This window comes from Arthrobacter agilis (assembly GCF_030816075.1).
Classification (GTDB): domain Bacteria; phylum Actinomycetota; class Actinomycetes; order Actinomycetales; family Micrococcaceae; genus Arthrobacter_D; species Arthrobacter_D agilis_E.
In genome coordinates this window covers 770,887-792,732 of sequence record NZ_JAUSXO010000001.1, presented here as the reverse complement: position 1 = coordinate 792,732, position 21,846 = coordinate 770,887, and the positions used below count along the sequence as shown (strand labels likewise).

Annotated in this window: 21 protein-coding genes; 3 read left to right on the top strand and 18 right to left on the bottom strand. The window is 70.6% G+C overall.

Annotation, left to right across the window (positions count from 1 at the left end):
- Positions 1-16: 16 nt before the first annotated feature.
- The 7 genes from QFZ50_RS03460 to truB all read right to left on the bottom strand — a co-directional run bounded on the left by QFZ50_RS03460 (position 17) and on the right by truB (position 6,697).
- Positions 17-2,269 (bottom strand): polyribonucleotide nucleotidyltransferase, encoded by a 2,253-nt coding sequence (locus QFZ50_RS03460; protein WP_307086636.1) that lies wholly within the window; start codon positions 2,267-2,269, stop codon positions 17-19.
- Between the two features lie 282 nt (positions 2,270-2,551).
- Complete coding sequence (gene rpsO / locus QFZ50_RS03455) at positions 2,552-2,821, bottom strand: 30S ribosomal protein S15 (RefSeq protein WP_087072138.1); 270 nt, start codon at positions 2,819-2,821, stop codon at positions 2,552-2,554.
- 103 nt (positions 2,822-2,924) lie between these two features.
- On the bottom strand, positions 2,925-3,920 hold the full coding sequence (locus tag QFZ50_RS03450; RefSeq protein ID WP_307081928.1) for a bifunctional riboflavin kinase/FAD synthetase: 996 nt from the start codon (positions 3,918-3,920) through the stop codon (positions 2,925-2,927).
- A 184-nt stretch (positions 3,921-4,104) separates the two neighbouring features.
- The gene (locus tag QFZ50_RS03445) at positions 4,105-4,794 is read right to left on the bottom strand and encodes a DUF4345 domain-containing protein (RefSeq protein ID WP_307081927.1); all 690 of its coding nucleotides are present in this window, start codon (positions 4,792-4,794) and stop codon (positions 4,105-4,107) included.
- Between the two features lie 120 nt (positions 4,795-4,914).
- Positions 4,915-5,427, bottom strand: a complete 513-nt coding sequence (locus QFZ50_RS03440) for a hypothetical protein (RefSeq protein ID WP_373462242.1) — start codon at positions 5,425-5,427, stop codon at positions 4,915-4,917.
- Positions 5,424-5,792: a hypothetical protein gene (locus QFZ50_RS03435; protein ID WP_307081926.1), complete on the bottom strand. Its 369-nt coding sequence runs from the start codon at positions 5,790-5,792 to the stop codon at positions 5,424-5,426. The genes QFZ50_RS03440 and QFZ50_RS03435 overlap by 4 nt, the downstream gene beginning before the upstream one ends.
- Before the next feature lie 2 nt (positions 5,793-5,794).
- Entirely contained in the window at positions 5,795-6,697 is a 903-nt protein-coding gene (gene truB / locus QFZ50_RS03430) for a tRNA pseudouridine(55) synthase TruB (RefSeq protein WP_307081924.1), read from the bottom strand.
- A gap of 121 nt (positions 6,698-6,818) precedes the next feature.
- Between truB and QFZ50_RS03425 the strand changes: the two genes are divergently transcribed.
- Positions 6,819-7,994: a pyridoxal phosphate-dependent aminotransferase gene (locus QFZ50_RS03425; RefSeq protein WP_307081922.1), complete on the top strand. Its 1,176-nt coding sequence runs from the start codon at positions 6,819-6,821 to the stop codon at positions 7,992-7,994.
- An 82-nt stretch (positions 7,995-8,076) separates the two neighbouring features.
- Here QFZ50_RS03425 and rbfA read toward each other — a convergent pair whose 3' ends face one another.
- The 5 genes from rbfA to rimP all read right to left on the bottom strand — a co-directional run bounded on the left by rbfA (position 8,077) and on the right by rimP (position 13,813).
- Positions 8,077-8,514, bottom strand: a complete 438-nt coding sequence (gene rbfA / locus QFZ50_RS03420; protein ID WP_104050787.1) for a 30S ribosome-binding factor RbfA — start codon at positions 8,512-8,514, stop codon at positions 8,077-8,079.
- 102 nt (positions 8,515-8,616) lie between these two features.
- On the bottom strand, positions 8,617-11,559 hold the full coding sequence (gene infB, locus QFZ50_RS03415) for a translation initiation factor IF-2 (protein WP_307081919.1): 2,943 nt from the start codon (positions 11,557-11,559) through the stop codon (positions 8,617-8,619).
- 124 nt (positions 11,560-11,683) lie between these two features.
- Positions 11,684-12,007 carry a YlxR family protein gene (locus QFZ50_RS03410; RefSeq protein WP_307086632.1) on the bottom strand — a complete coding sequence of 108 codons (324 nt, stop codon included), beginning with the start codon at positions 12,005-12,007 and terminating at the stop codon, positions 11,684-11,686.
- 131 nt (positions 12,008-12,138) lie between these two features.
- Entirely contained in the window at positions 12,139-13,128 is a 990-nt protein-coding gene (gene nusA / locus QFZ50_RS03405; protein WP_307081917.1) for a transcription termination factor NusA, read from the bottom strand.
- A gap of 10 nt (positions 13,129-13,138) precedes the next feature.
- Positions 13,139-13,813 (bottom strand): ribosome maturation factor RimP, encoded by a 675-nt coding sequence (rimP, locus tag QFZ50_RS03400; RefSeq protein ID WP_307081915.1) that lies wholly within the window; start codon positions 13,811-13,813, stop codon positions 13,139-13,141.
- 60 nt (positions 13,814-13,873) lie between these two features.
- On the opposite strand from rimP, the gene QFZ50_RS03395 reads away from it, so the two are divergent.
- Complete coding sequence (locus tag QFZ50_RS03395) at positions 13,874-15,094, top strand: DUF4439 domain-containing protein (RefSeq protein WP_307081914.1); 1,221 nt, start codon at positions 13,874-13,876, stop codon at positions 15,092-15,094.
- The gene (locus tag QFZ50_RS03390) at positions 15,087-16,187 is read left to right on the top strand and encodes an aminoglycoside phosphotransferase family protein (RefSeq protein ID WP_307081912.1); all 1,101 of its coding nucleotides are present in this window, start codon (positions 15,087-15,089) and stop codon (positions 16,185-16,187) included. Before QFZ50_RS03395 ends, QFZ50_RS03390 begins: the two co-directional genes overlap by 8 nt.
- Before the next feature lie 10 nt (positions 16,188-16,197).
- Here the strand turns inward: QFZ50_RS03390 and QFZ50_RS03385 are convergent, their stop codons facing one another.
- The 6 genes from QFZ50_RS03385 to QFZ50_RS03360 form a co-directional block, all read right to left on the bottom strand.
- Positions 16,198-17,013, bottom strand: a complete 816-nt coding sequence (locus tag QFZ50_RS03385; RefSeq protein WP_307081910.1) for a sulfite exporter TauE/SafE family protein — start codon at positions 17,011-17,013, stop codon at positions 16,198-16,200.
- 6 nt (positions 17,014-17,019) lie between these two features.
- Positions 17,020-18,819 carry a proline--tRNA ligase gene (locus tag QFZ50_RS03380; protein WP_307086630.1) on the bottom strand — a complete coding sequence of 600 codons (1,800 nt, stop codon included), beginning with the start codon at positions 18,817-18,819 and terminating at the stop codon, positions 17,020-17,022.
- A gap of 137 nt (positions 18,820-18,956) precedes the next feature.
- A complete protein-coding gene (locus tag QFZ50_RS03375; protein ID WP_307081908.1) occupies positions 18,957-19,859 on the bottom strand; it encodes a GNAT family N-acetyltransferase in 903 nt (300 codons plus the stop codon).
- Positions 19,813-20,979 (bottom strand): flavodoxin-dependent (E)-4-hydroxy-3-methylbut-2-enyl-diphosphate synthase, encoded by a 1,167-nt coding sequence (gene ispG / locus QFZ50_RS03370; RefSeq protein WP_307086628.1) that lies wholly within the window; start codon positions 20,977-20,979, stop codon positions 19,813-19,815. The genes QFZ50_RS03375 and ispG overlap by 47 nt, the downstream gene beginning before the upstream one ends.
- A gap of 99 nt (positions 20,980-21,078) precedes the next feature.
- Complete coding sequence (locus QFZ50_RS03365) at positions 21,079-21,369, bottom strand: YciI family protein (RefSeq protein ID WP_307081906.1); 291 nt, start codon at positions 21,367-21,369, stop codon at positions 21,079-21,081.
- Positions 21,370-21,387: 18 nt separating this feature from the next.
- Complete coding sequence (locus QFZ50_RS03360) at positions 21,388-21,828, bottom strand: hypothetical protein (RefSeq protein ID WP_307081904.1); 441 nt, start codon at positions 21,826-21,828, stop codon at positions 21,388-21,390.
- Positions 21,829-21,846: the final 18 nt, after the last annotated feature.

The window sequence follows — 21,846 nt, the reverse complement described above, 5'->3', positions numbered from 1 at the left end:
CGAGCGCGGCGACAGGTTAGTCGTCGCCCTCCGTCGCGGCGGGCAGCTCGATGCCGACCTCGTCGGCCGGCTCGTCGGCAACGACGGGCGACAGCGAGAGCTTTCCGCGATCGTCCACCTTGGTGATCTCGACCTGGACCTTCTGGCCCACGGACACGATCTCGTCGACGTTGTCGACGCGCTTGCCACCGGCGAGCTTGCGCAGCTCGGAGATGTGCAGCAGGCCGTCCTTGCCCGGGGTCAGCGAGACGAACGCGCCGAAGGTCGTGGTCTTGACGACCGTGCCCAGGTAGCGCTCGCCGATCTCGGGGACCTGCGGGTTCGCGATGGCGTTCACGGCGGCGCGGGCGGCCTCGGCCGACTCGCCGTTCGTGGCGCCGATCAGCACGGTGCCGTCGTCCTCGATCGAGATGTCGGCTCCGGTGTCCTCCTGGATCTGGTTGATCATCTTGCCCTTGGGGCCGATGACCTCGCCGATCTTGTCCACGGGGATCTTGACCGAGATGATCCGCGGGGCGAACTCGGAGAGCTCGTCCGGTGCGTCGATCGCGGCCTGCAGGACACCGAGGATGTGCAGTCGGGCCTCGCGGGCCTGCTTCAGCGCGGCTGCCAGCACGGAGGCGGGGATGCCGTCGAGCTTGGTGTCGAGCTGGATCGCGGTGACGAACTCCGACGTGCCGGCGACCTTGAAGTCCATGTCGCCGAAGGCGTCCTCGGCTCCCAGGATGTCGGTCAGCGCGGCGTAGCGGGTCTGGCCGTCGACGACGTCGGACACGAGGCCCATGGCGATGCCGGCGACGGGCGCCCGGAGGGGCACACCGGCGTTGAGCAGCGACAGCGTCGAGGCGCAGACCGAGCCCATCGACGTGGAGCCGTTGGAGCTCAGCGCCTCGGAGACCTGGCGGATCGCGTAGGGGAACTCCTCGCGGGTCGGCAGGACGGGCACGAGGGCGCGCTCTGCCAGTGCTCCGTGGCCGATCTCGCGGCGCTTCGGCGAACCGACGCGGCCGGTCTCGCCGGTGGAGTAGGGCGGGAAGTTGTAGTTGTGCATGTAGCGCTTGCGCGTGACGGGCGACAGCGAGTCGATCTGCTGCTCCATCTTGAGCATGTTCAGCGTGGTGACGCCCATGATCTGGGTCTCGCCGCGCTCGAAGATGGCGGAGCCGTGCACGCGCGGCAGGACCTCGACCTCGGCGGTGAGCTTGCGGATGTCGCTCAGGCCACGGCCGTCGATGCGGACCTGGTCCTTGAGGATGCGCTGGCGGACGACGGCCTTGTTGAGGGAGCGGAAGGCTGCGGGGAGCTCCTTCTCGCGTCCCTCGAACTGGGCGCCGAGGGCGTCCATGAGCTCTGCCTTGAGCGCGTCGGTCGCCGTGTTGCGCTCCTGCTTGTCGGCGATCTGGAAGACCTGCGAGAGCTTCTCGGAGCCGGCGGCCTCGATGGCTTCGTAGACGTCGTCCTGGTAGTCGAGGAAGACGGGGAACTCGACGGTCGGCTTCGCGGCACGGGCGGCGAGGTCGGCCTGCGCCTCGCACAGGGCGCGGATGAAGGGCTTCGCGGCCTCGAGGCCGTCGGCGACGATCTCCTCGGTGGGAGCCGTGGCGCCGTTCTCCTTGATGAGGTTCCAGGAGTTGTCGGTGGCCTCGGCCTCGACCATCATGATGGCGACGTCGTCACCGGCGATGCGCCCGGCGACGACCATGTCGAAGACGGAGTTCTCGAGCTCGGAGTGCTTCGGGAAGGCGATCCACTGGTCGTTGCCGCTGCCGTCGGAGACGAGGGCGACGCGCACGCCGCCGATCGGGCCGGAGAAGGGCAGCCCGGACAGCTGGGTGGACATCGAGGCCGCGTTGATGGCGACGACGTCGTAGCGGACGTCCGGGTTGATCGCGAGGACGGTCACGACGACCTGGACCTCGTTGCGGAGGCCCTTGACGAACGCGGGGCGCAGCGGGCGGTCCATGAGGCGGCACGCGAGGATGGCCTCGGTGGAGGGGCGGCCCTCGCGGCGGAAGAACGAGCCCGGGATGCGGCCCGCGGCGTACATGCGCTCTTCGACGTCGACGGTCAGGGGGAAGAAGTCGAAGCCTTCACGCGGCTGCTTGCCCGCGGTCGTGGCCGAGAGCAGGGCGGTGTCCTCGTCGATGTAGACCATGGCGGAGCCGGCGGCCTGCTGGGCGAGACGCCCGGTCTCGAAGCGGACGGTGCGTGTTCCGAAGCGACCGTTGTCGATCACTGCTTCGGCGAACTGAATTTCGGGACCCTCCAAGAGAGTCACCTCCGTTTCTCAGGTATCGGAGGCAATCGGCACCCGTCGTGGTCCCGTCCCTGGTGGACGGTCCACAGCACCCGGTCTTCGATCGAGATCCACGGAGCGGCATGTCGTATGCGTTCCGGAGACCACTACCGAGGACCGCGAATGCGCGGTGCCGGTTGACCCCTGTTGTGCGTTGGTTTCTCCTGCTGCTGCAGGCCCTGCTGGTGGTGCTGGTCGTCCAGCGCAAGAAGGCGGCTTCCGCCCGGGGAGGGAGGATGCCGCCTTCCGATGCTGTTATCGACGCAGGCCGAGGCGCTCGATGAGCGACCGGTAACGCGTGATGTCGGTGTCCCGCAGGTAGTCCAGCAGGCGACGACGGCGACCCACGAGAAGCAGCAGGCCACGACGCGTGTGGTGGTCGTGCTTGTGCATCTTCAGGTGCTCGGTCAGGTCGAGGATACGACGGGAAAGCATCGCGATCTGAACCTCGGGTGAACCGGTGTCACCTTCGGCCAGAGCGTATTCCTTGATGATTTCCTGCTTGATGGCGGCGTCAAGGGCCACGAGTAACTCCTAGAGTTGTACCGTGAACAAGTGCTGAGCGTCGCTTGCACGACGACACAGAAAAATCCAGCCACCACGGACTGCAGCCGGATCTGGGACCAGTTTACCGTCTGGGCTGTTGTTCTGTCGAAAGCAGGCCGCGCGCCTGGTCGACGTCGAGCTTCATCTGCTCGATCAGCGCCTCGGGCCCCCTGTACGCCACCTGCCCGCGCAGCCGTTCGACGAATTCGACGACGACGGCCTGCCCGTACAGGTCGAAATCCTGCACGCGCTCGGGCGGCCGGTTGATGACGTGCGCCTCCACCTGCCGGTCGACGCCGTCGAAGGTCGGGTTGGACCCGACCGAGATGGCCGCCGGCCACCGGGTGCCGGCCTGGTCGACGAGCCAGCCCGCGTAGATGCCGTCCGCCGGGATGAAGCCCTGCGAGGACGCCGCGAGGTTCGCCGTCGGGTAGCCGAGCTCGCGTCCCCGCGCTGCGCCGTGCACCACGTCGCCGCGCATGCGGTGGTAGCGGCCGAGCACGCGGGCGGCGGTGCCCACGTCGCCGGCTTCCAGGGCCTCCCTCACCCAGGTGGACGAGCACCGGCGGTCACCGTCGGCGTCCGTCGCGTCCACGGGGAAGCTCGCGCCGAAGTCGTCGATGGTGATGACCTCGAAACCGAGCGTCCGGCCGAGCGCCCGCATGGTGTCGAGGTCGCCGCTGTTGCCCCGGCCGAACCGGACGTCGTGCCCGATCACCACGGCCTTGGCCTTCAGCGCCCGCACGAAGACCCGCTCGACGAACTCCTCCGGGGAGTCTGCGGCCAGGTCGAGGGTGTAGTGCATCATCAGCAGCGCGTCGATGCCCGTCTCGGCGAGGGTGGCGACGCGGTCCTCGAGGCCCATGATCAGTTCGGGCGCCGACTCGGGACGGTGCACCTGGGCGGGATGCGGATCGAAGGACACGACGACGGCGGCCGCGGAGCGCTGCCGTGCCGCCTCGACGACCTGCTGCAGGACCCGCTGGTGGCCCCGATGCACGCCGTCGAAGTTGCCGAGCGTCAGGACGGACGGCCCGAACTCCGCGGGCACGCTGTCCAGGTCTCTCCAGTAGTACACGCATCTCCTTCGTGATCCGGCCGATGCCCGCGACCCCGGACGGGTTCCGGCGGGTGCAACGCCGATCTCATTATGGCCGAAAGCCCCGCTGCGGACGGCATCGCGCGGCATGCCCGAAGGGCTCCGCGGGTGTGCTGCAGACCCGGCGGGAGGCCTCCGGGCGGGCGGGAGGGGCGCCGTGGGGTCAGCCGCGCTGCGCGAACTCCCGGCGGAGGTCGCTGGTCTTCGCGATGTACCTGTGCCAGACGAGCAGGGCCGGAGGGAACGCGAGCTCCACCACCATGAGGATGATGAGGATGTAGTTGGGGGTGCCGGAGAAGGCCCAGGACAGCACCCGCCCGATACCGCCGATGAAGACCATCAGGCACACGAGCCAGAGCATGTTGGCCCACTGGAACTTGATGGCGATGGTGATGAAGGCCGCGCCGACGCCGACCATCATGGCCGAGAAGAACCGGAACTGGCTCTCGAGGGTGGGGTTCACGGGATCCGCCTCGGTGTCGGGCAGCCCCGCGGTCCCGAGGATCAGGTAGTACGCGCCGAAGGCGGCGAGGACCAGTCCCACGAGGACGACGACGGTGCGGAAGACGTTCCAGTCGTCCCCCGAGGAGGAGCCCTTGCCCGGCTTCCTGCCCTTGGCGGGGGCGGTCCCGCTCCGGGCCGGGGTGGTCGCGCCCGTGGTCGAGCCCGTGGTCGCAGCTGTCGTCGCACCCGTGGCGTCTCCGGCCGCGGTCGTGTCGGCCCGCCGGGAGGGCGGCGTCGACGGCGCCACCGGCCGCTCCGGCTCCCGGGGCGTCCCGGCCGGTCCTGCACCGTCGCGGCCGCGCCCGCCGGAGGCGGAGGGGCTCTCGTGCTCGGGGCTGTTGCTGGTCATGTCACTCCCTGGAGGCGGGCCGGATGATGCTCTTCGGCCATACTCTCACGGTGCAGGGCACCGCCGGCGGCCGATCCTCCGACACCGGCAGCCCGCACCCGGTGTGCGGGTACGAGGGGGTCAGCGTGCGACGCGGCCCGGCCTGTTCCTGGCCAGCCACACCAGCCCGAGGATCGGCAGGACGAGGGGCACGAATCCGTAGCCGCGGCCGAAGGCGGACCAGACGGTCTCGTGGGGGAAGGCCTGTGCGTCGAAGACGCTGAGGAGCCCCACCGCAACGACGCCCACCAGTTCCGTGGTCACCGCCACCACCGACACCCGGTAGGCCCGCGGGCCGCGGCGCGCCAGGGACACGGTCGCGACGATGTACACCACCGCCGCCACCGCCGAGAGCAGGTACGCGAGCGGCGCCTCGTCGAACTTCGTGGCGATCTGGAAGGCCGCCCGTGCCGTCGCCGCCAGGGCGAACACACCGTACACGGCCACCAGGAGCCGCCCGGGCCCGCTCGCGCGGCTCGTCCCCGCCCCGTCCGCGGCGCCGCCGGCACCGGTAGCGCCGGTAGCACCGGCTGCACCGGCTGCGGTCTGCGCCTGCGCCTGCGCCGTCTGCGCCTCGTCCTTCGGGTCCGTCACAGTCCCGCCACCCCGTCCCAGATCTGCTCCATGCGGAAGAGCATGACGAACACCGTCAGCCCTGCTGCGGCGAGCACGAAGTTGCTCCACCGCGTCCTCTCCAGGATCGCCCACCAGAAGGCGCCCACGGGCACCAGGAGCGCCGTGAGGAGGTAGCCCCAGAACTCCCAGGCCTCCCCCAGCACGGGTTCACCCGTCACCTGCCGGATGACGGCTCCCACCGTGTAGGCCAGCAGGAAGAGTTCGACGGCCGCGACGGAGAGGATGGTGATGTCGTTCGGGGGCTGCCGCAGCAGGGCTGCGCCGATGCAGAGGAGGGCGGCCACGGCGCAGACCAGTGCCCCGATGAGGAAGAAGGGGTCCATGGCTAGTCCTGCCCGCCCGGCGCGAACACCAGCGCGGTCCGGGCGGCCCCGCCGCGGTTCTCGAGCAGCGCCACGAGCGTGCCGTCGGGGGCGAACGCCGCCACGGGGACGTCGGCGTCGCTGGTCGGTCCGATGCGCCGGCCGTGCGAGACGTCGGCGGCCTCCGCCTCCGTGAGCTCGCGGACGGGGAACAGGGCGCGTCCGGCGGCGTCGAGCGGGAGGACCGCCAGGTCCTCCGCGAGCTGGTCGAGGGTGCGGGCCTGGTCGATCGAGTACGGGCCGACCCTCGTGCGGCGGAGGGCCGTCAGGTGCCCGCCGACCCCGAGGGCGTTCCCGAGGTCCCGTGCCAGGGCACGCACGTAGGTGCCGGAGCTGCACTCGACCGTGACGTCGACGTCCTGCAGGCGCCCGTTGCTGACCCTTCGGATCGCGGAGATGTCGAAGCGGTGGACGGTGACGGGGCGCGCGGGGAGGTCCACCTCCTCCCCTGAGCGGACGCGGGCGTAGGACCTCTCGCCCTTGACCTTGATGGCGCTCACGCTGCTCGGCACCTGCTGGATCTCGCCCGTCAGTGCGGCGACCGCGGCGCGGATCTCCTCCTCCGTCACGGCGGCGGCGATGCTGCCGCCGGTGACCTCGCCCTCGGCGTCGTCCGTGATGGTCGACTGGCCGAGGCGGATCGTCGCGGTGTACGTCTTCGAGGTGCCCACGATGAAGGTCAGCAGGCGCGTCGCGCGGTTGATGCCGATCACGAGGACGCCGGTCGCCATCGGGTCGAGGGTCCCGGCGTGGCCGACCTTCCGCGTTCCCGCGAGCCGGCGCAGCCGCCCCACGACGTCATGGCTGGTCCAGCCCTGAGGCTTGTCCACGATGATCAGCCCTGAGTGGACCTGCCCGGAATTCACGCCTCCCAGTATATGGGCCGATGCCCGGCGGCGCCGCGCCACCGGCCGTCCGCGGATCCACTGCGCCTCCCCGGCCGTCCCCGCCCGTCCTGGTGGTCGGGTGCGCGATACCATCCTGCCTATGCCTTCTGCTCCGTCCCGCGTGGTCAATGTCCCCGTCAACCAGATCCGCGAGATCACGCAGGCGGCGTGGGCGACGCCGGATTCCATCGTCCTCAGCATCGGGGAACCGGGCTTCCCGGTGGCGCGCCACGTGCTCGAGGCCGGCATGGCCGCCCTGGACAGGGACGACACCAACTACACGCCCAATGCGGGCCTGGCCCCCGTGCGGGCCGCCTTCGCCGAGCGGTTCTCACGCCTCGCCGGCGTGGCGGAGGACCCCTCCCGGGTCTTCGTCGTCGCGGGAGCCCAGCAGGGACTGCACCTGGCCCTCAGTACCCTCATCGGGACCGGCGACGAGGTCCTGATCCCGGACCCGGGCTATCCCACGTTCACCATGACGGTGGGCCTGCTGGGCGGCGTCCCCGTGCCGTACCCCCTCGTGCCCCACCACGGCTTCCAGCCCCGCATCGAGGACCTGCAGCGGCTCGTCACCGAGCGGACGAAGGTGCTCATGCTGAACTCGCCGTCGAACCCGCTCGGCTCGGTGTTCGGCGCCGACCTCACGCGCGAGCTCGTCCGCTTCGCCCACCGGAACGACCTGTGGATCATCTCGGACGAGTGCTACGAGGCCTTCACCTACGACGTCCCGCACGTCAGCCCCGCGCGGTTCGACGCCGGTGGGCCCGAGGCCGTGCCGGAGGCGGACGAGGCACGCGTCATCACGTCGCTCACGCTGTCCAAGACCTACGGCCTGACGGGCCTGCGCATCGGCGCACTGGTCACCCCGCCCGGCATGGAGCAGCTGCTGAGCAACATCATGGAGGCCACGGTGTCCTGCGTCGCGGCGGCGTCGCAGTACGCGGCCCTGGCCGCCCTGACGGGTCCGCAGGACTACGTGGCCACCGCCCTGGAGCACTACCGGCACAACCGCGACGCGGCGACCGCCGTCCTCGACGCACGCGGCATCGCGTACCTCGACGCCCGGGGGGCGTTCTACCTGTGGGCCGACCTGTCCCACGCCACGGGCGGGGACGTGCGGGCATGGACGCGGCGGTTCCTGGCGGAACGGGGCGTCGCCCTGGCTCCCGGGACGGCGTTCGGGGCGATGGGCGAGGGGTGGGTCAGGATCGCCCTGTGCGGCCGGACGGACGAACTGGTCGAGGGGCTCTCCCGGCTCCCCTCCCCGCAGGGCTGAGCGCGGAGATGCGAGAAGGCAGCCGACCCGCGGGTCGGCTGCCTTCTCGGTGCGTGCCGGACGGGAACGTCCGGCGGGGGGACTAGCGTCCCGCCTCGTCGTCCTCGGACGTACGGTACGGGTCCGCGTCGCCCGCGAAGTCGGCGCCCTGGGCGATCGCCGCTACTTCGGCGTCGCGCTCGCGCGCCTTCTGCAGCAGCTCCTCGAGGTGGCTGGCGTTGACCGGCACCTCGTCGGGGACGAACTCGAGCGTCGGGGTGAGGCGCGCCGTGATGTTCTTCCCGACCTCCGAGCGCAGCACGCCGCGCGCGGACTCGAGGGCCACCCGGGTGGCCTGCTGCTCCTCGGCATCGCCCAGCACCGTGTAGTACAGGGTCGCGTGCTGGAGGTCGTTGGTGACGCGGGCATCCGTGATGGTGACCGCCTCCAGCCGCGGATCCTTCACGCGGCGCCGGAGCGCCTCTGCGACGATGACTTTGATGCGCTGCGCGAGCCGCGCGGCGCGGGCCGGATCTGCCATTGCTGATACTCCTACTGAAGCGGATGGGGACCCTGGGGGTCCTGAGGGTACGAATGGCGCAGGCGCCCCGGTGGAACCAGGGCGCCTGCGCCGACCGACATGTCAGACGCGGGGCTTCTCCCGCATCTCGAAGGTCTCGATGATGTCGCCTTCCTTGACATCATTGAACGACCCGAGGCCGATACCGCACTCGAAGTCCGTACGGACCTCGGTGGCGTCGTCCTTGAACCGCTTGAGCGAGTCCACGGAGAGGTTGTCCCCGATGACCTTGCCGTCGCGCAGGACACGCGCCCTCGTGTTGCGGCGGATGATGCCCGACCGGACGATCGAACCGGCGATGTTGCCGAACTTCGAGGAACGGAACACTTCCCGGACCTCTGCGGTTCCGAGCTGCACCTCCTCGTACTCCGGCTTGAGCATGCCCTTGAGGGCCAGCTCGATGTCGTCAATCGCTGCGTAGATCACCGAGTAGAAGCGCATGTCCACGCCTTCACGCTCGGCGAGGTCCGCCACGCGCTCCGCCGGCTTCACGTTGAAGCCGATGATGATCGCGTTGTCGACCGTTGCCAGGTTGACGTCGTTCTGCGTGATCGCACCGACGCCGCGGTGGATGACGCGCAGCTGCACGCCCTCTCCGACGTCGATCTTGAGCAGCGAGTCCTCCAGGGCCTCGACAGCACCCGACACGTCACCCTTGAGGATGAGGTTGAGGGTGTCGACCTTGCCCTCGGCGACGGCCTGGTCGAAGTCCTCGAGGCTGATGCGCTTGCGGCGCTTCGCGAGGGCCGCGTTGCGGTCGGCCGCTTCACGCTTCTCGGCGATCTGGCGGGCGGTGCGCTCGTCGTCGGTGACGAAGAACGTGTCACCGGCGCGGGGCACGTTGGACAGACCCAGGACCTGGACCGGACGCGACGGCTCCGCCTTCGTGACGATGTCGCCGTTCTCGTCGAACATCGCACGCACACGGCCGTGGGCCGTACCGGCGACGATGGTGTCTCCGACGTTCAGCGTTCCGGACTGCACGAGCACCGTCGCGACGGCACCCCGACCACGGTCGAGGTTGGCCTCGATCGCGATACCGCGGGCGTCCTTGTTCGGGTTGGCCCGCATGTCGAGGGCGGCGTCGGCCGTGAGCAGGACGGCCTCGAGGAGGTCGTCGATGCCCATGCCCTGCAGCGCGGACACGTGGACGAACATGGTGTCGCCACCGTATTCCTCGGGCACGAGGCCGTACTCGGTGAGCTGGCCCTTGACCTTGTCCGGGTTCGCGCCTTCTTTGTCCATCTTGTTGACGGCCACCACGATCGGCACGTTGGCCGCCTGCGCGTGGTTGAGCGCCTCCACGGTCTGCGGCATGACGCCGTCGTCCGCGGCGACGACGAGCACCGCGATGTCCGTGACCTTCGCGCCACGGGCACGCATGGCGGTGAACGCCTCGTGGCCCGGGGTGTCGATGAAGGTGATGGCGCGCGTGGTGTCCTCGTGGACGTGCTGGATCTGGTAGGCACCGATGTGCTGGGTGATGCCACCGTGCTCGCCCTCGACGACCTTGGTGTTGCGGACCGCGTCGAGCAGTCGCGTCTTACCGTGGTCGACGTGGCCCATGACCGTGACGACGGGCGGGCGGACCTCGAGGTCCTCGTCGCCCTCGGCCTCGAGCTCGGCTTCGAAGTCGATGTCGAAGCTGCTGAGGAGCTCGCGCTCCTCGTCCTCGGGCGAGACGACCTGGATCTTGTAGCCGAGCTCGGTCCCGAGCACCTCGAAGGTGTCCTCGTCCAGCGACTGGGTGGCCGTTGCCATCTCACCGAGGTGGAACAGCACGGTGACCAGTGCGGCGGGGTTCGCCTCGATCTTGTCGGCGAAGTCCGTGATGGACGAACCACGGCGCAGGCGGACGATGGTGTTGCCGTCTCCGCGGGGTACGCTCACGCCACCCAGCGAAGGAGCCGACATCTGCTCCAGTTCCTGCCGCTTCGCACGCTTGGACTTGCGCTGCTTGCCGCGGCCTGCTCCACCCTTGCCGAAGGCGCCGGCTGTGCCGCCGCGTCCGCGGGTGCCCTTGCCGAAGCCGCCGCCGGCGGGTGCTCCGCTGGGGCTGTTCGGCGCTCCGCCGGGTCCGCGTCGCGGACCGGCTCCTGCACCGGGTGCTCCGCGGCCGGGGGCAGCGGGGCGTTCGGTGCGGTTGGGCATCATGCCGGGAGTGGGACGCGAGCCCGGGGCTCCGGGGCGGGGAGCGCCGGGGCGCGGTGCACCCGGGCGTGGTCCACCGGCACCGGCGGCCGGACGGGGTCCACCGGCACCGGCGGCCGGGCGGGGTCCACCGGCACCGGCAGCGGGACGGGGTCCACCGGCACCGGCGTCGTCACGACGACCGGGACGGGGCATGCCCTGCGACGGAGCGAAGGGGTTGTTGCCCGGGCGCGGGGGACGCTCGGACGTGCGGTCGGCACCACGATCGGTGTCGCCGCGACGGGAGCCCATGCCCTGTGAGGGGGCGAAGGGGTTGTTGCCCGGACGGGGTGCGCCACCGGGACGGGCGCCCGTGGGACGGGTGCCTGCCGAGGGAGCTGCGGGCGGCGTCGCCGGGCGGGGCGCAGGGCGCGTTCCCGGCGTCGGGCCGCCCTGGCCTGCCTGCGGGGCGGGCGCGGGGGTCTCCGGTGCGGCAGGGGCCGGGGCTTCCGCCGGGGCGGATCCGTTCGAGAACGGGGATGCCTGCGGGACGGCCGGGGCCGGTGCTGCCGGTGCTGCCGGAGCTGCGGGAGTCGTGGGTGCTGCCGGCGCGGCCGGGGCGGGTGCCTCGGGAGCTGCCTGGGCAGCGCCCGGCTTGGGACCCGACGGCGCGGGGGCCGCAGGGCGTGACGGTGCGGGGGCGGTCTTCGCGCCGCCGCTGTCGGGGAATGCGCCGCGAAGCTTCTTCACGACGGGGGCCTCGATAGTGGACGAGGCTGAACGGACGAACTCGCCCAGTTCCTGCAGTTTCGCAACTGCGTCTTTCGAGGTTATACCGAGCTCTTTCGCGAGCTCATGTACGCGGACCTTGGCCACATTTCTCCTGTCTCGGTCCGCACCGAGCCAGGCACGAACCGTCTATTTCCTACTGCTGATCCCAGCCGCCGGGGCGCCTGGACGATCGAATGCAGAGCGCAACTGATGGGTCATCGTTGCGCACTCATCGCTGGGTGCTCATCGGGTTTCCATGAGGGTTCTGACCCGCTTTCAGGGAGGACGGTGGTGAATCGGGGCGTCCTTCTCGACGCTCCAGGGATGCCTGGAAGTCCGCTGCCAACTGCGCAGTGTCCACCGGCCCGCGGAAGGCCCTCGAAAAGGCTCTCCGCTTGACGGCGGTTTCCATGCATGCCGGATCGGGGTGCAGCCAGGCGCCCCGTCCGGATAGCCGGCGCCGCTCATCGATGACGGCGATCTGGATCCCGTCGATCGGTTGTACGACAACCCGCATCACGTGTGACTGGCGATCGCGCCGGCGGCATCCCACGCAGGTGCGTATCGGATGATGCCCCTCCGGGTGCTGCCCGGACTCTCGTCGGACAACGGAGCCTTCCGGGCGCGACTTCACAGCAGTCACCTCTATTCTACCCCTTCCGGTCCGGTCGGCAGACCGGTCCGCTAGGCCTTGGCCGCCTGCGCCGGCTTGGCGGCGTCGGAGACGATGTCGATCCGCCAGCCCGTGAGCTTCGCGGCGAGGCGGGCGTTCTGGCCCTCCTTGCCGATCGCGAGCGAGAGCTGATAGTCCGGCACGACGACGCGCGCGGACCTCGTGGCCTCGTCCGTGATCGTCACCGACGTCACGCGCGACGGCGAGAGGGAACTGGCGATGAAGGAGGCGGCGTCGTCGTTGTAGTCGACGATGTCGATCTTCTCGTCGTTCAGCTCATTCATCACGGCGCGCACGCGGGTGCCCATCTCGCCGATGCACGCGCCCTTGGCGTTGACGCCGGGCACGTTCGCCTTCACCGCGATCTTGGTGCGGTGACCGGCCTCGCGGGCGAGGGCGACGATCTCGACCGTCCGGTCGGCGATCTCGGGTACTTCGAGTTCGAAGAGCTTCCGCACGAGGCCCGGGTGCGAGCGGGACAGGGTGATCGAGGGGCCCTTCATGCCGCGGTGGACGTCGACGACGAACGCGCGCAGCCTCGTGCCGTGCAGGTACTTCTCCCCCGGGACCTGCTCGGGCGGCGGCAGCACGGCCTCGACCGAGCCCAGGTTCACCTGGATCATGTGCGGGTTGGTGCCCTGCTGGATCATGCCCGCGACGAGCTCGCCCTCCTTGCCGCGGAACTCCCCGAGGATGTTGTCGTCCTCGGCGTCGCGCAGGCGCTGGAGGATGATCTGGCGCGCGGTGCTGGCCGCGATGCGGCCGAACCCGCTGGGCGTGTCGTCGAACTCGCCGACGGCCTCGCCGTCGTCGTCCTTCTCGGTGGCCCAGATGGTGACGTGCCCGTTTCGGCGGTCCAGCTCGGCCCGTGCGGTCTCGTGCGCTCCGGGGGTGCGGTGGTACGCGATCAGCAGTGCCTGCTCGATCGTGGGGACCAGCTTGTCCAGCGGGATCTCGCGTTCACGCTCGAGCAGCCTCAATGCGCTCATGTCGATGTCCATGTGGTTCTCCTTACGCGAGGTGCTCGGCGCCGGAGTCATCCGGTTCGGCACCCTCGCTGTTCTCGTGGTGTTCATCCTCAAGATGCGCGAATTCGACCTGAACGGTCCCCTTGCGGATCTTGGAAAACTCGAGGGCGAGCGGATCGCCCAGTTTGGGCTTCATGCCCTTTTTGACCGGCAGCTGGGGGATCAGCCGGATCCCCGTGGCGGTGACGTCCTGAAGGCGTCCGACGACGGTGTCGCCGGTCGCCGGCTTGACCTCGACCATGCGTCCCACGTTGCGGCGCCAGTGCCGCGGCTCCGTGAGGGGGCGTGAAACGCCGGGCGAGGAGATCTCGAGGCTGTACGGGCGGTCGTCGTCCTCGGGGTCGCTGTCCATGGCCGCGGACAGGTCCGAGGAGATGGCGGAGATCACATCGAGTCCTACGCTTCCCGTGGCATCCTCGGGCAGGTCGACGACGATGTGGACGGTGCGGTGGGAGCCGGCGACCTTGACCTCGACGTCCTCGAGGTAGAGATCGTGCTCCTCCACGACGGGCTGCAGCCTGGTCCGCAGGCGCTGTGCTTCAACCTGCAGTTCGGCCTCCACGGCAGACCTGCGGGTCGAGGCATGTTTTTCGTTCCCGGACCGGACCGCCATGACTGCCTCCCACTCGATGATGTTGTCTCCCAAGAGTACCGACATTCCGCGACCCCGGGTGTATGGCCGGGTGAAACCCGGACTGCCGTGGGATCATCGGGAACTGTGATCAGGCGGGCGGATGCAGGCGGACGGCAGGGGCGGGGCGGCAGCACCACCTCCGGCGTGCGGAGGATCGGCCGGTGGGCGTCGAGGCTCGTCGGCCTCTTCGTGGTGGTCCTCCTCGTGGTCGGCATCGGGGTCGGCATGACCCCGTCCGAGCCCCAGGTTCCGGTTTACTCGGCCGCCGAACAGGTACAGCTCGACGCCGAGGGACGGTACCGTGCGCTGGCCGCGGACGCCCGGGAGGCCGCTGCGGCGGACCCGGCGCTCGCACCCGCCCTGGTGGCGGTCGCCGACGACCTCTCCGCGCAGGCCGCCGCCGTCGCCCTGCCCCGCTCCCCCGCGGCGCCGGAATCCTCCCCGGCATCCCCGTCCCCGGAGACGTCGGCCACCGATCCCGCTCCTCCGGCACCTGCTCCTGCACCGGTGGACGGACGGCAGGTGTTCGACCTGCTCCGGGACAGCGCCCTCCGGAGCCTGCGTGATGCCGTCGAAGCCGAGCCGGGCCCCGCCCGCGTCCTCGCAGCCGCCGGCGCGAACCAGTGGCGGCACACGGTGCTGCTGGGCGCTGCCCTCGGCATCGACACCGGCCTGCCGTCCGCCGATGCGCTCCCTGCCGGGGATCTCGCCGGCGGGACGGGCCTGTTCGCCGGGTCCGCCTCGTCCGGCCCGGACTCCACTCCACCCGCAGCAGTGCTCGCGGCCGGTCCCGGAGCGGGCGACGGCGCGGTCCCCGGCGACTGCGCCGGAACACCGCGGGGGTCGGAGGCCGACCGCAAGGCCCTGCTCGGCGCGAAGCTGGCGGAGGATCGGGCGCGCTTCGGCTACGAGGTCGCGGCCGCGCTGCTCCCGGATCCGCCGGCCCTGCTGGCCCGCTCGACCGTGCACCGGGCGGCAGCCGACGCCGCCGCCCGGCGGCTCGCGGACCTGTGCACCCCGGTCACCCCGGCCCCTGCCGGCTTCGCGATCGGACCTGCCTTCCGGACCGACCCGGCCCTGGCCCTGCGTGAACTCGAACAGGACCACGCCGCGCTGTACGCGGACCTCATCCCCGCCGTCGGGCCCGACACCCGGCCATGGGCCGTCGCCGCCTTCAACGCTGCAGCCCAGCGGAGCCTCGATGCCGGTACCGGCCTGGGGACGTTCCCGGCGCTGGAGGACGGCGCGGCGGGCAGCACCACGCCGTCCGGGGCCGCGGGGCAGGAGGAGCCAGCCGATGGCTAGCGGGGCGGACACCAGGCCCGACGAGGAGCGGGACGATCGACGGCCGGATCGACAGCACGGCCACACCCCCGGGAGCTCCGCCGCGGCGGCACCGGAGACGCTCCCGGATCTCCCGCGACGCCTCGTGGAGAGTGCCCGGACCATCGTTGGAGGGGCACGGTGGCTGCGGGACTGGCGGGACCTGCTCGCGGACCGGCTCGCGGACTGGGACCTCGCCCTGGACCTGCCGCCCGGGCAGCCCGCGTGGGCCGGTCGGTGCGCCGTCGTCGTGCCCGTGGTGCTCCCTGCGGGCGGGGAAGCGCGGCAGGGCGTCCTCAAGCTCACCATCCCGCACGACGAGGCTCTGCCGGAACCCGATGCCCTGGAGCTGTGGGACGGGACGGGCGCGGTGCGGCTCCTCGCAGCGTCGCGCCCGGACTTCGCGCTGCTGCTCGCACGCCTCGACGGCGATTCCTCCCTCCGGGACGTGCCCCTCGATGCGACCCCCGGGCCGTGGGGCGCCGTGGTGCGGCAGCTGTCCATCCGGCCGGGGGACAGTGCGACCTGGGCAGCCATCCCCCACCTGGCCCCCGCCGCGGAACAGTGGACGGACACGCTGCCGGCCCGGTGGAGCGAGCTCGGCGAACCGTTCCCGCGGTGGCTGATGGAGGCCGCGCTCGAGGTGTGCCAGTCGCGCGGCGCGGTGGGCAGGAGATCCGATCACGACGTACTCGTGCATTCCGACCTGCACTACGCCAACCTGCTGCCGTCGTCGCCCGGGCAGGTGCGGGACTTCACGGCGATCGACCCGAAGCCGGTGCTCGGCGACGCCGAGTACGCGCTGGCCCCCATGCTGTGGAACCGTCTCGACGAGCTCGACGCCGGCGATCCCGCCGGGCACCTCCGGGCGCACGGCACGGCCCTGTCGGCCGCCGCCGGGCTCGACACGGAACTGGCACACGGGTGGACGGTGGTCCGGGAGGTCCGGAACGCCCTGTCCTACCTCGGACACGGCCTGACCGGCGACGCGCAGCGGTCGCTCTGGGTGGCGAGTTCCGTGCTGGGGCGGACGCTGGACGGGCTGCCGCCGGTCACCGGGCTGCCCGCCCTCTAGGCGCAGGGGGTCAGGACGCCGCGTCCATCCACGGACGGATGTTCTCCACCCAGACGTCGGAGCCGAGCTTGAGGATCAGGGCCCCGACGACCACGAGGAACACGATCCGGATGAACCTGCTGCCCTGGCTGATGGCCATCCGGGATCCGGTGTAGCCGCCGACCATGTTGGCGAGGCCGAGCAGGAGGCCGAGTCCCCAAAGGATGGACCCGTGGGGCAGGAAGAACATCAGCGCACCGAAGTTGGTGGCCATGTTCACGATCTTCGCCTTCGCGCTGGCGCCGAGGAAGTTGTAGCCCAGCAGCGTGACCATCGCGATGATCAGGAAGGATCCGGTGCCGGGCCCGATCAGCCCGTCGTAGAAGCCGATGACCAGGCCGATCGCGCCGGCCGTCCAGTAGTGCCGCGCTCCCTGGTGCCGCAGCTGCGTCAGCGTCCCCACGGAGGGCTTGAGGGCCGTGAACACGGCCACGGCCACGAGCGCCACCACGATGATCGGCTTGAACACCGAGGACGGCAGCGAGGCGGCGAGGACCGCCCCGCCGAAACTGCCGAGAAGGGCCACGCCCGCCATGGGCAGCGCCGTGCGCAGATCCGGATGGGCCCTCCGGTAGTAGGTGACGGCGCTCGTCGTCGTCCCGAAGATGGAACCCATCTTGTTGGTCGCCAGGGCCTCCACGGGCGTGATGCCGGGCACCAGCAGGAGGGCCGGCAGCTGCAGCAGCCCTCCTCCCCCGACGACGGCATCCACCCAGCCCGCGGCGAACCCGGCGACGAGGACCAGCAGGATCGTGGCGAGGTGCAGCTCCTCGAGTCCCGAGACCACCGCGGCCTAGTGGCCGGTGAGCTCGCGCAGCAGCGCGGCGGCCTCGTCCACGGCGACGTTCCGGGCCTCGCCCGTGCGGCGGTCCTTGACCTCAAGGACACCGTCGGCGAGGCCGCGGCCGACGACGACGATCGTCGGCACGCCGATGAGCTCGGCGTCCCCGAACTTGACGCCCGGGGAGACCTTGGGGCGGTCGTCGTACAGCACGGTCAGGCCGGCCGATTCGAGCTCTGCGGCGAGCTTCTCGGCCGCCTCGAACACCTCGGTGCCCTTGCCGGTCGCGACGATGTGCACGTCGGCGGGCGCGACGTTGCGGGGCCAGATGATGCCGCGCTCGTCGTGGTTGGACTCGGCGAGGGCGGCGATGGCGCGCGTGACGCCGACCCCGTAGGAGCCCATGGTGACCGTCGCCAGCTTCCCGTTGCGGTCCAGGACCTTGAGCCCGAGCGCGTCCGCGTACTTGCGGCCGAGCTGGAAGATGTGGCCCATCTCGATGCCGCGCGCGGCGACGAGCGGTCCGGAGCCGTCCGGTGCCTCGTCGCCCTCGCGGACCTCGACGGCCTCGATGACCCCGTCCCAGGTGAAGTCGCGGCCCGCGATAAGGCCGAAGACGTGGCGGCCCTGCTCGTTGGCACCGGTGATCCACGAGGTGCCGCTGACCACGCGGGGATCGACGAGGTAGCGGAGGCCCGTGGTCCCCTCGGCGCCGAGCACGGCGGCGTCCAGCGCGAGGCCGGGCCCGATGTAGCCCTTGACGAGGCCCGGGTGCTTCTTCAGGTCCTCCTCGCCGGCGGCCTCGACGGCCACCTCGCCGCCCGTCTCGAGGTGGCCGGCGATGTTCGCCTCGATGCGCTTGAGATCCACTGTTCGGTCCCCGGGCACGCCGACGACGACGATCTCGCGCTCACCCGTGGGCAGCACGGCGGCGAGGACCACGTTCTTGAGGGTGTCCGCGGCCGTCCACGGCCGGTCGCCCCGTGCCACTGCGGCGTTGGCGTGGTCCACGAGGGTGTCGATGGTCGGGGTGTCGGGGGTGTCGCGGACCTCCGCTGCGGGTGCGTCGGTGAAGTCGACGGCGTCGGGCACCACAGTGGTGACGGCCTCGACGTTCGCCGTGTAGCCGCCCTCGGAGCGGACGAAGGTGTCCTCGCCGATGGCGGTGGGGTGCAGGAACTCCTCGCTCCGGGAGCCGCCCATGGCGCCCGCGGTGGCGGTCACGGGGACCACCTCGAGGCCGAGGCGCTCGAAGATCCGCAGGTAGGCGCCGCGGTGGAGCTGGTAGCTCGCCTCGAGGCCCTCGTCGTCGATGTCGAACGAGTAGGAGTCCTTCATGATGAACTCGCGTCCGCGCAGCAGGCCCGCGCGGGGCCGGGCCTCGTCGCGGTACTTGGTCTGGATCTGGAACAGGCTCACGGGCAGGTCCTTGTACGAGGTGTACAGGTCCTTCACGAGCAGCGTGAACATCTCCTCGTGGGTGGGCGCCAGGAGGTAGTCGGCGTCCTTGCGGTCCTTCAGGCGGAAGATGCCGTCGCCGTACTCGGTCCAGCGGTTGGTCGCCTCGTAGGGCTCCTTGGGCAGCAGCGCCGGGAAGTGGACCTCCTGCGCGCCGATGGCCTCCATCTCTTCGCGGATGATCCCCTCGACGCGGGCGAGGACCTTCAGGCCCAGCGGCAGCCAGCTGTAGATCCCGGGTGCCGCACGCCGGATGTAGCCGGCACGCACCAGGAGGCGGTGGCTGGCGACTTCGGCGTCGGCGGGGTCTTCACGCAGGGTGCGGAGGAAAAGGGTCGAGAGTCGTAAGACCACGCGGGTGTCCGTTCGTATTCGATAGAGCACTGCCATTCACTCTCCCGCCGTCCGGCAGGAAACAACAGGTACCAATCTAGCGGGTCCGGCCCCTGCACCTGCTCCCCCACCGGCCCGGCGGCCCCGGAGGCCGCGGCTCAGAAGAGGATGGTCGCGAAGGTGTCCACCTGGTCGAAGCCCACGCGCTTGTACGCGGCGATGGCACGGGCGTTGTAGGAGTTCACGTAGAGGCTCACGGTGGGCGCCAGGGCCCGGGCGGCGACGACGACGCCGGCCATGTACGCGGCGCTCAGTCCCCTGCCGCGGTGGTCCGGGTTCATCCACACGCCCTGCACCTGCACGGCCTGGGAGGACACCGTGCCGAGTTCGGCCTTGAAGACCACCTGCCCGGAGTCGTCGAACGCCGCGAGCGAGTGCTTCCGGCTGATGAGGGAGGCGACGCGGCGGCGGTAGTGCTCCGACCCGCCGATGAACGGCGAGTAGCCCACCTCCTCCTCGAACATCGCCGCGCAGGCGGGCAGGAGCCGATCGAGCTCCTCCGGCCGGGTGAACCGGAGGTCGGTCGCCGGCGGGATGAGCGGGTCCGTGTCGATGGACATGAGCGGCTGGGTGGGGCGGACGTCGAACGGCTCGGCACTGTAGTCCTCGAACGTGGACCAGAGGTCCATCACGCCCTCGGAGAGACCGAAGATCGACGAGAAGCTGCGCCCCGACCGACCGAGGTGGTCCCCGAAGATGGCACCGGTCTCGTCCGTGACACCGACGGGCACGAGGTTGACGCCCGCCCAGCACGCGGCACGCAGCTCGTGGTGGCGGAACATGCCGATGATCTCGCCGCCCGAGAAGGAGGGTGCGGCGCTGCCCATGGATTCGAGGTGGGAGGCGACGAAGACATTGGCCACGGGATCGTCGTTCACGATGGCCCAGAGGTCCCGGGTGTCCTCCTCCCCGAGGACGCGGAAGGACCAGGGGCCCTCGGGGTCGGCCTGCGCCCTAGCTGACGGTAACCATGGGGCCACCCTGGCCAGCAGTTTCGCCATCGGACTCACCCATTTCCTCTGCGAGCCGCATGGCTTCCTCGATGAGGGTCTCTACGATCTGGTCCTCGGGGACGGTCTTGATGACCTCGCCGCGAACGAAGATCTGGCCCTTGCCGTTGCCCGACGCGACGCCGAGGTCGGCCTCGCGGGCCTCGCCGGGACCGTTGACGACGCAGCCCATCACGGCCACGCGGAGGGGGACCTCCATGCCTTCGAGGCCGGCGGTCACCTCCTCGGCGAGCGTGTAGACATCCACCTGGGCCCTGCCGCACGAGGGGCAGGAGACGATCTCGAGCTTGCGGGGGCGCAGGTTGAGCGACTGCAGGATCTGCGCTCCGACCTTGACCTCCTCGACCGGCGGGGCGGAGAGCGACACGCGGATGGTGTCGCCGATGCCCTTGGAGAGCAGGGCCCCAAAGGCCGTGGCGGACTTGATGGTGCCCTGGAAGGCGGGACCGGCCTCGGTGACCCCGAGGTGCAGGGGCCAGTCGCCGCGCTCCGCCAGGAGCTCGTAGGCCCGCACCATGATCACGGGGTCGTTGTGCTTGACGGAGATCTTGAAGTCGTGGAAGTCGTGCTCCTCGAAGAGCGACGCCTCCCAGACCGCGGATTCGACGAGCGCCTCGGGCGTGGCCTTGCCGTACTTCTGCATGAGGCGCGGGTCGAGGGAACCGGCGTTGACGCCGATGCGGATCGAGGTGCCCGCGGCCTTGGCCGCGTCGGCGATCTGCTTGACCTGGTCGTCGAACTTGCGGATGTTGCCCGGGTTCACGCGGACCGCGGCACATCCGGCGTCGATCGCGGCGAACACGTACTTCGGCTGGAAGTGGATGTCCGCGATCACGGGGATCTGCGACTTCTTCGCGATGATCGGCAGGGCTGCCGCGTCGTCGGCCGACGGGCAGGCCACGCGGACGATGTCGCAGCCCGTCGCCGTCAGCTCGGCGATCTGCTGGAGCGTGGCGTTGATGTCCGTGGTCGGCGTCGTGGTCATCGACTGGATGCTGATCGGTGAGTCCGATCCGACGCCCACCGAACCGACCTTGATCTGGCGGGTCTTGCGACGGGGCGCGAGGACCGGTGGGGGCGCTGCTGGCATTCCTAGGCTGACCGAGGTCAAAACTTCCTCCATGCTGGCGGCCTTGACCGCACATCCGACGAGAATCTTTTTTTCATTATCCACCCGCCCCGGCGGTCCGGGGCGCGGTGGCGATGCACGTCACACGTGGTCGCGGAAGGCCCCGATGATGGGATTCCATTCGGTGGCCTTCACGGCGGAGATCGCTCCCGCACGGGCGAAGGGGTCCTGCCCGACCAGCCGGCTGAGGTCCGCCTCGCTCTCGGAGGTGAAGAGCAGCAGTGCGCCGCTGCCGTCGGCGAAGGGCCCGGAGGCGAGGACGCGGCCCTGGCCGACGAGCTCTTCGAGCCATTGCCGGTGCGCCGGCCGGTGCTCGGCGCGGAGGTCCTCGTGGTCGGGGCTGTAGACGTACTCGACGGCGAAAATGCTCATGGGCTCACCCTACGTGAGTTACAGCAGGTAGACCTTGACGAGGGTCGCGACCCCCGCGGCCCACAGCATGGAGGTCAGGGTGCCGATGATGAACCGCTCAGCGGCCGCCGGGGTCTCCTTCAGTTCGGCGTAGCGGCCCAGGGCCTTGACGGCCACCACGTAGGCGATCGCGACGGGCTGGCCGCCGAGGATCGCGACGGTCACCGCGAGGCGCTCGAGCACGCCGATGACGAGTCCGCCGCGGAGCACCCCCGGCGGCAGGGCGTCGACGGGCGCGCGGGGCGGCTGGTCGGGCGGTGCCGGGAGGTCGAGCTGGGGCTGGTCAGCGGGCTCCGGGAGCTCGGCGCGGCGTCGTTCGGCGGTGTCCACGGAGCGCGCCAGGCGCAGCACGAGCATGGTCACGGGCAGGCCGACACCGCCCGCCACCACCAGCGCCGCCACGATCCACAGTGCGTCCACCGAACCTCCTCCGTGTCC

Excerpts from the sequence above, each read along its gene's own strand:
- QFZ50_RS03445 (WP_307081927.1), bottom strand. The coding sequence starts at position 4,794 with ATGACCAGCAACAGCCCCGAGCACGAGAGCCCCTCCGCCTCCGGCGGG.
- QFZ50_RS03435 (WP_307081926.1), bottom strand. The coding sequence starts at position 5,792 with ATGGACCCCTTCTTCCTCATCGGGGCACTGGTCTGCGCCGTGGCCGCC.
- QFZ50_RS03425 (WP_307081922.1), top strand. The coding sequence starts at position 6,819 with ATGCCTTCTGCTCCGTCCCGCGTGGTCAATGTCCCCGTCAACCAGATC.
- rbfA (WP_104050787.1), bottom strand. The coding sequence starts at position 8,514 with ATGGCAGATCCGGCCCGCGCCGCGCGGCTCGCGCAGCGCATCAAAGTC.
- nusA (WP_307081917.1), bottom strand. The coding sequence starts at position 13,128 with ATGGACATCGACATGAGCGCATTGAGGCTGCTCGAGCGTGAACGCGAG.
- rimP (WP_307081915.1), bottom strand. The coding sequence starts at position 13,813 with ATGTCGGTACTCTTGGGAGACAACATCATCGAGTGGGAGGCAGTCATG.
- QFZ50_RS03390 (WP_307081912.1), top strand. The coding sequence starts at position 15,087 with ATGGCTAGCGGGGCGGACACCAGGCCCGACGAGGAGCGGGACGATCGA.
- QFZ50_RS03375 (WP_307081908.1), bottom strand. The coding sequence starts at position 19,859 with ATGGCGAAACTGCTGGCCAGGGTGGCCCCATGGTTACCGTCAGCTAGG.
- QFZ50_RS03365 (WP_307081906.1), bottom strand. The coding sequence starts at position 21,369 with ATGAGCATTTTCGCCGTCGAGTACGTCTACAGCCCCGACCACGAGGAC.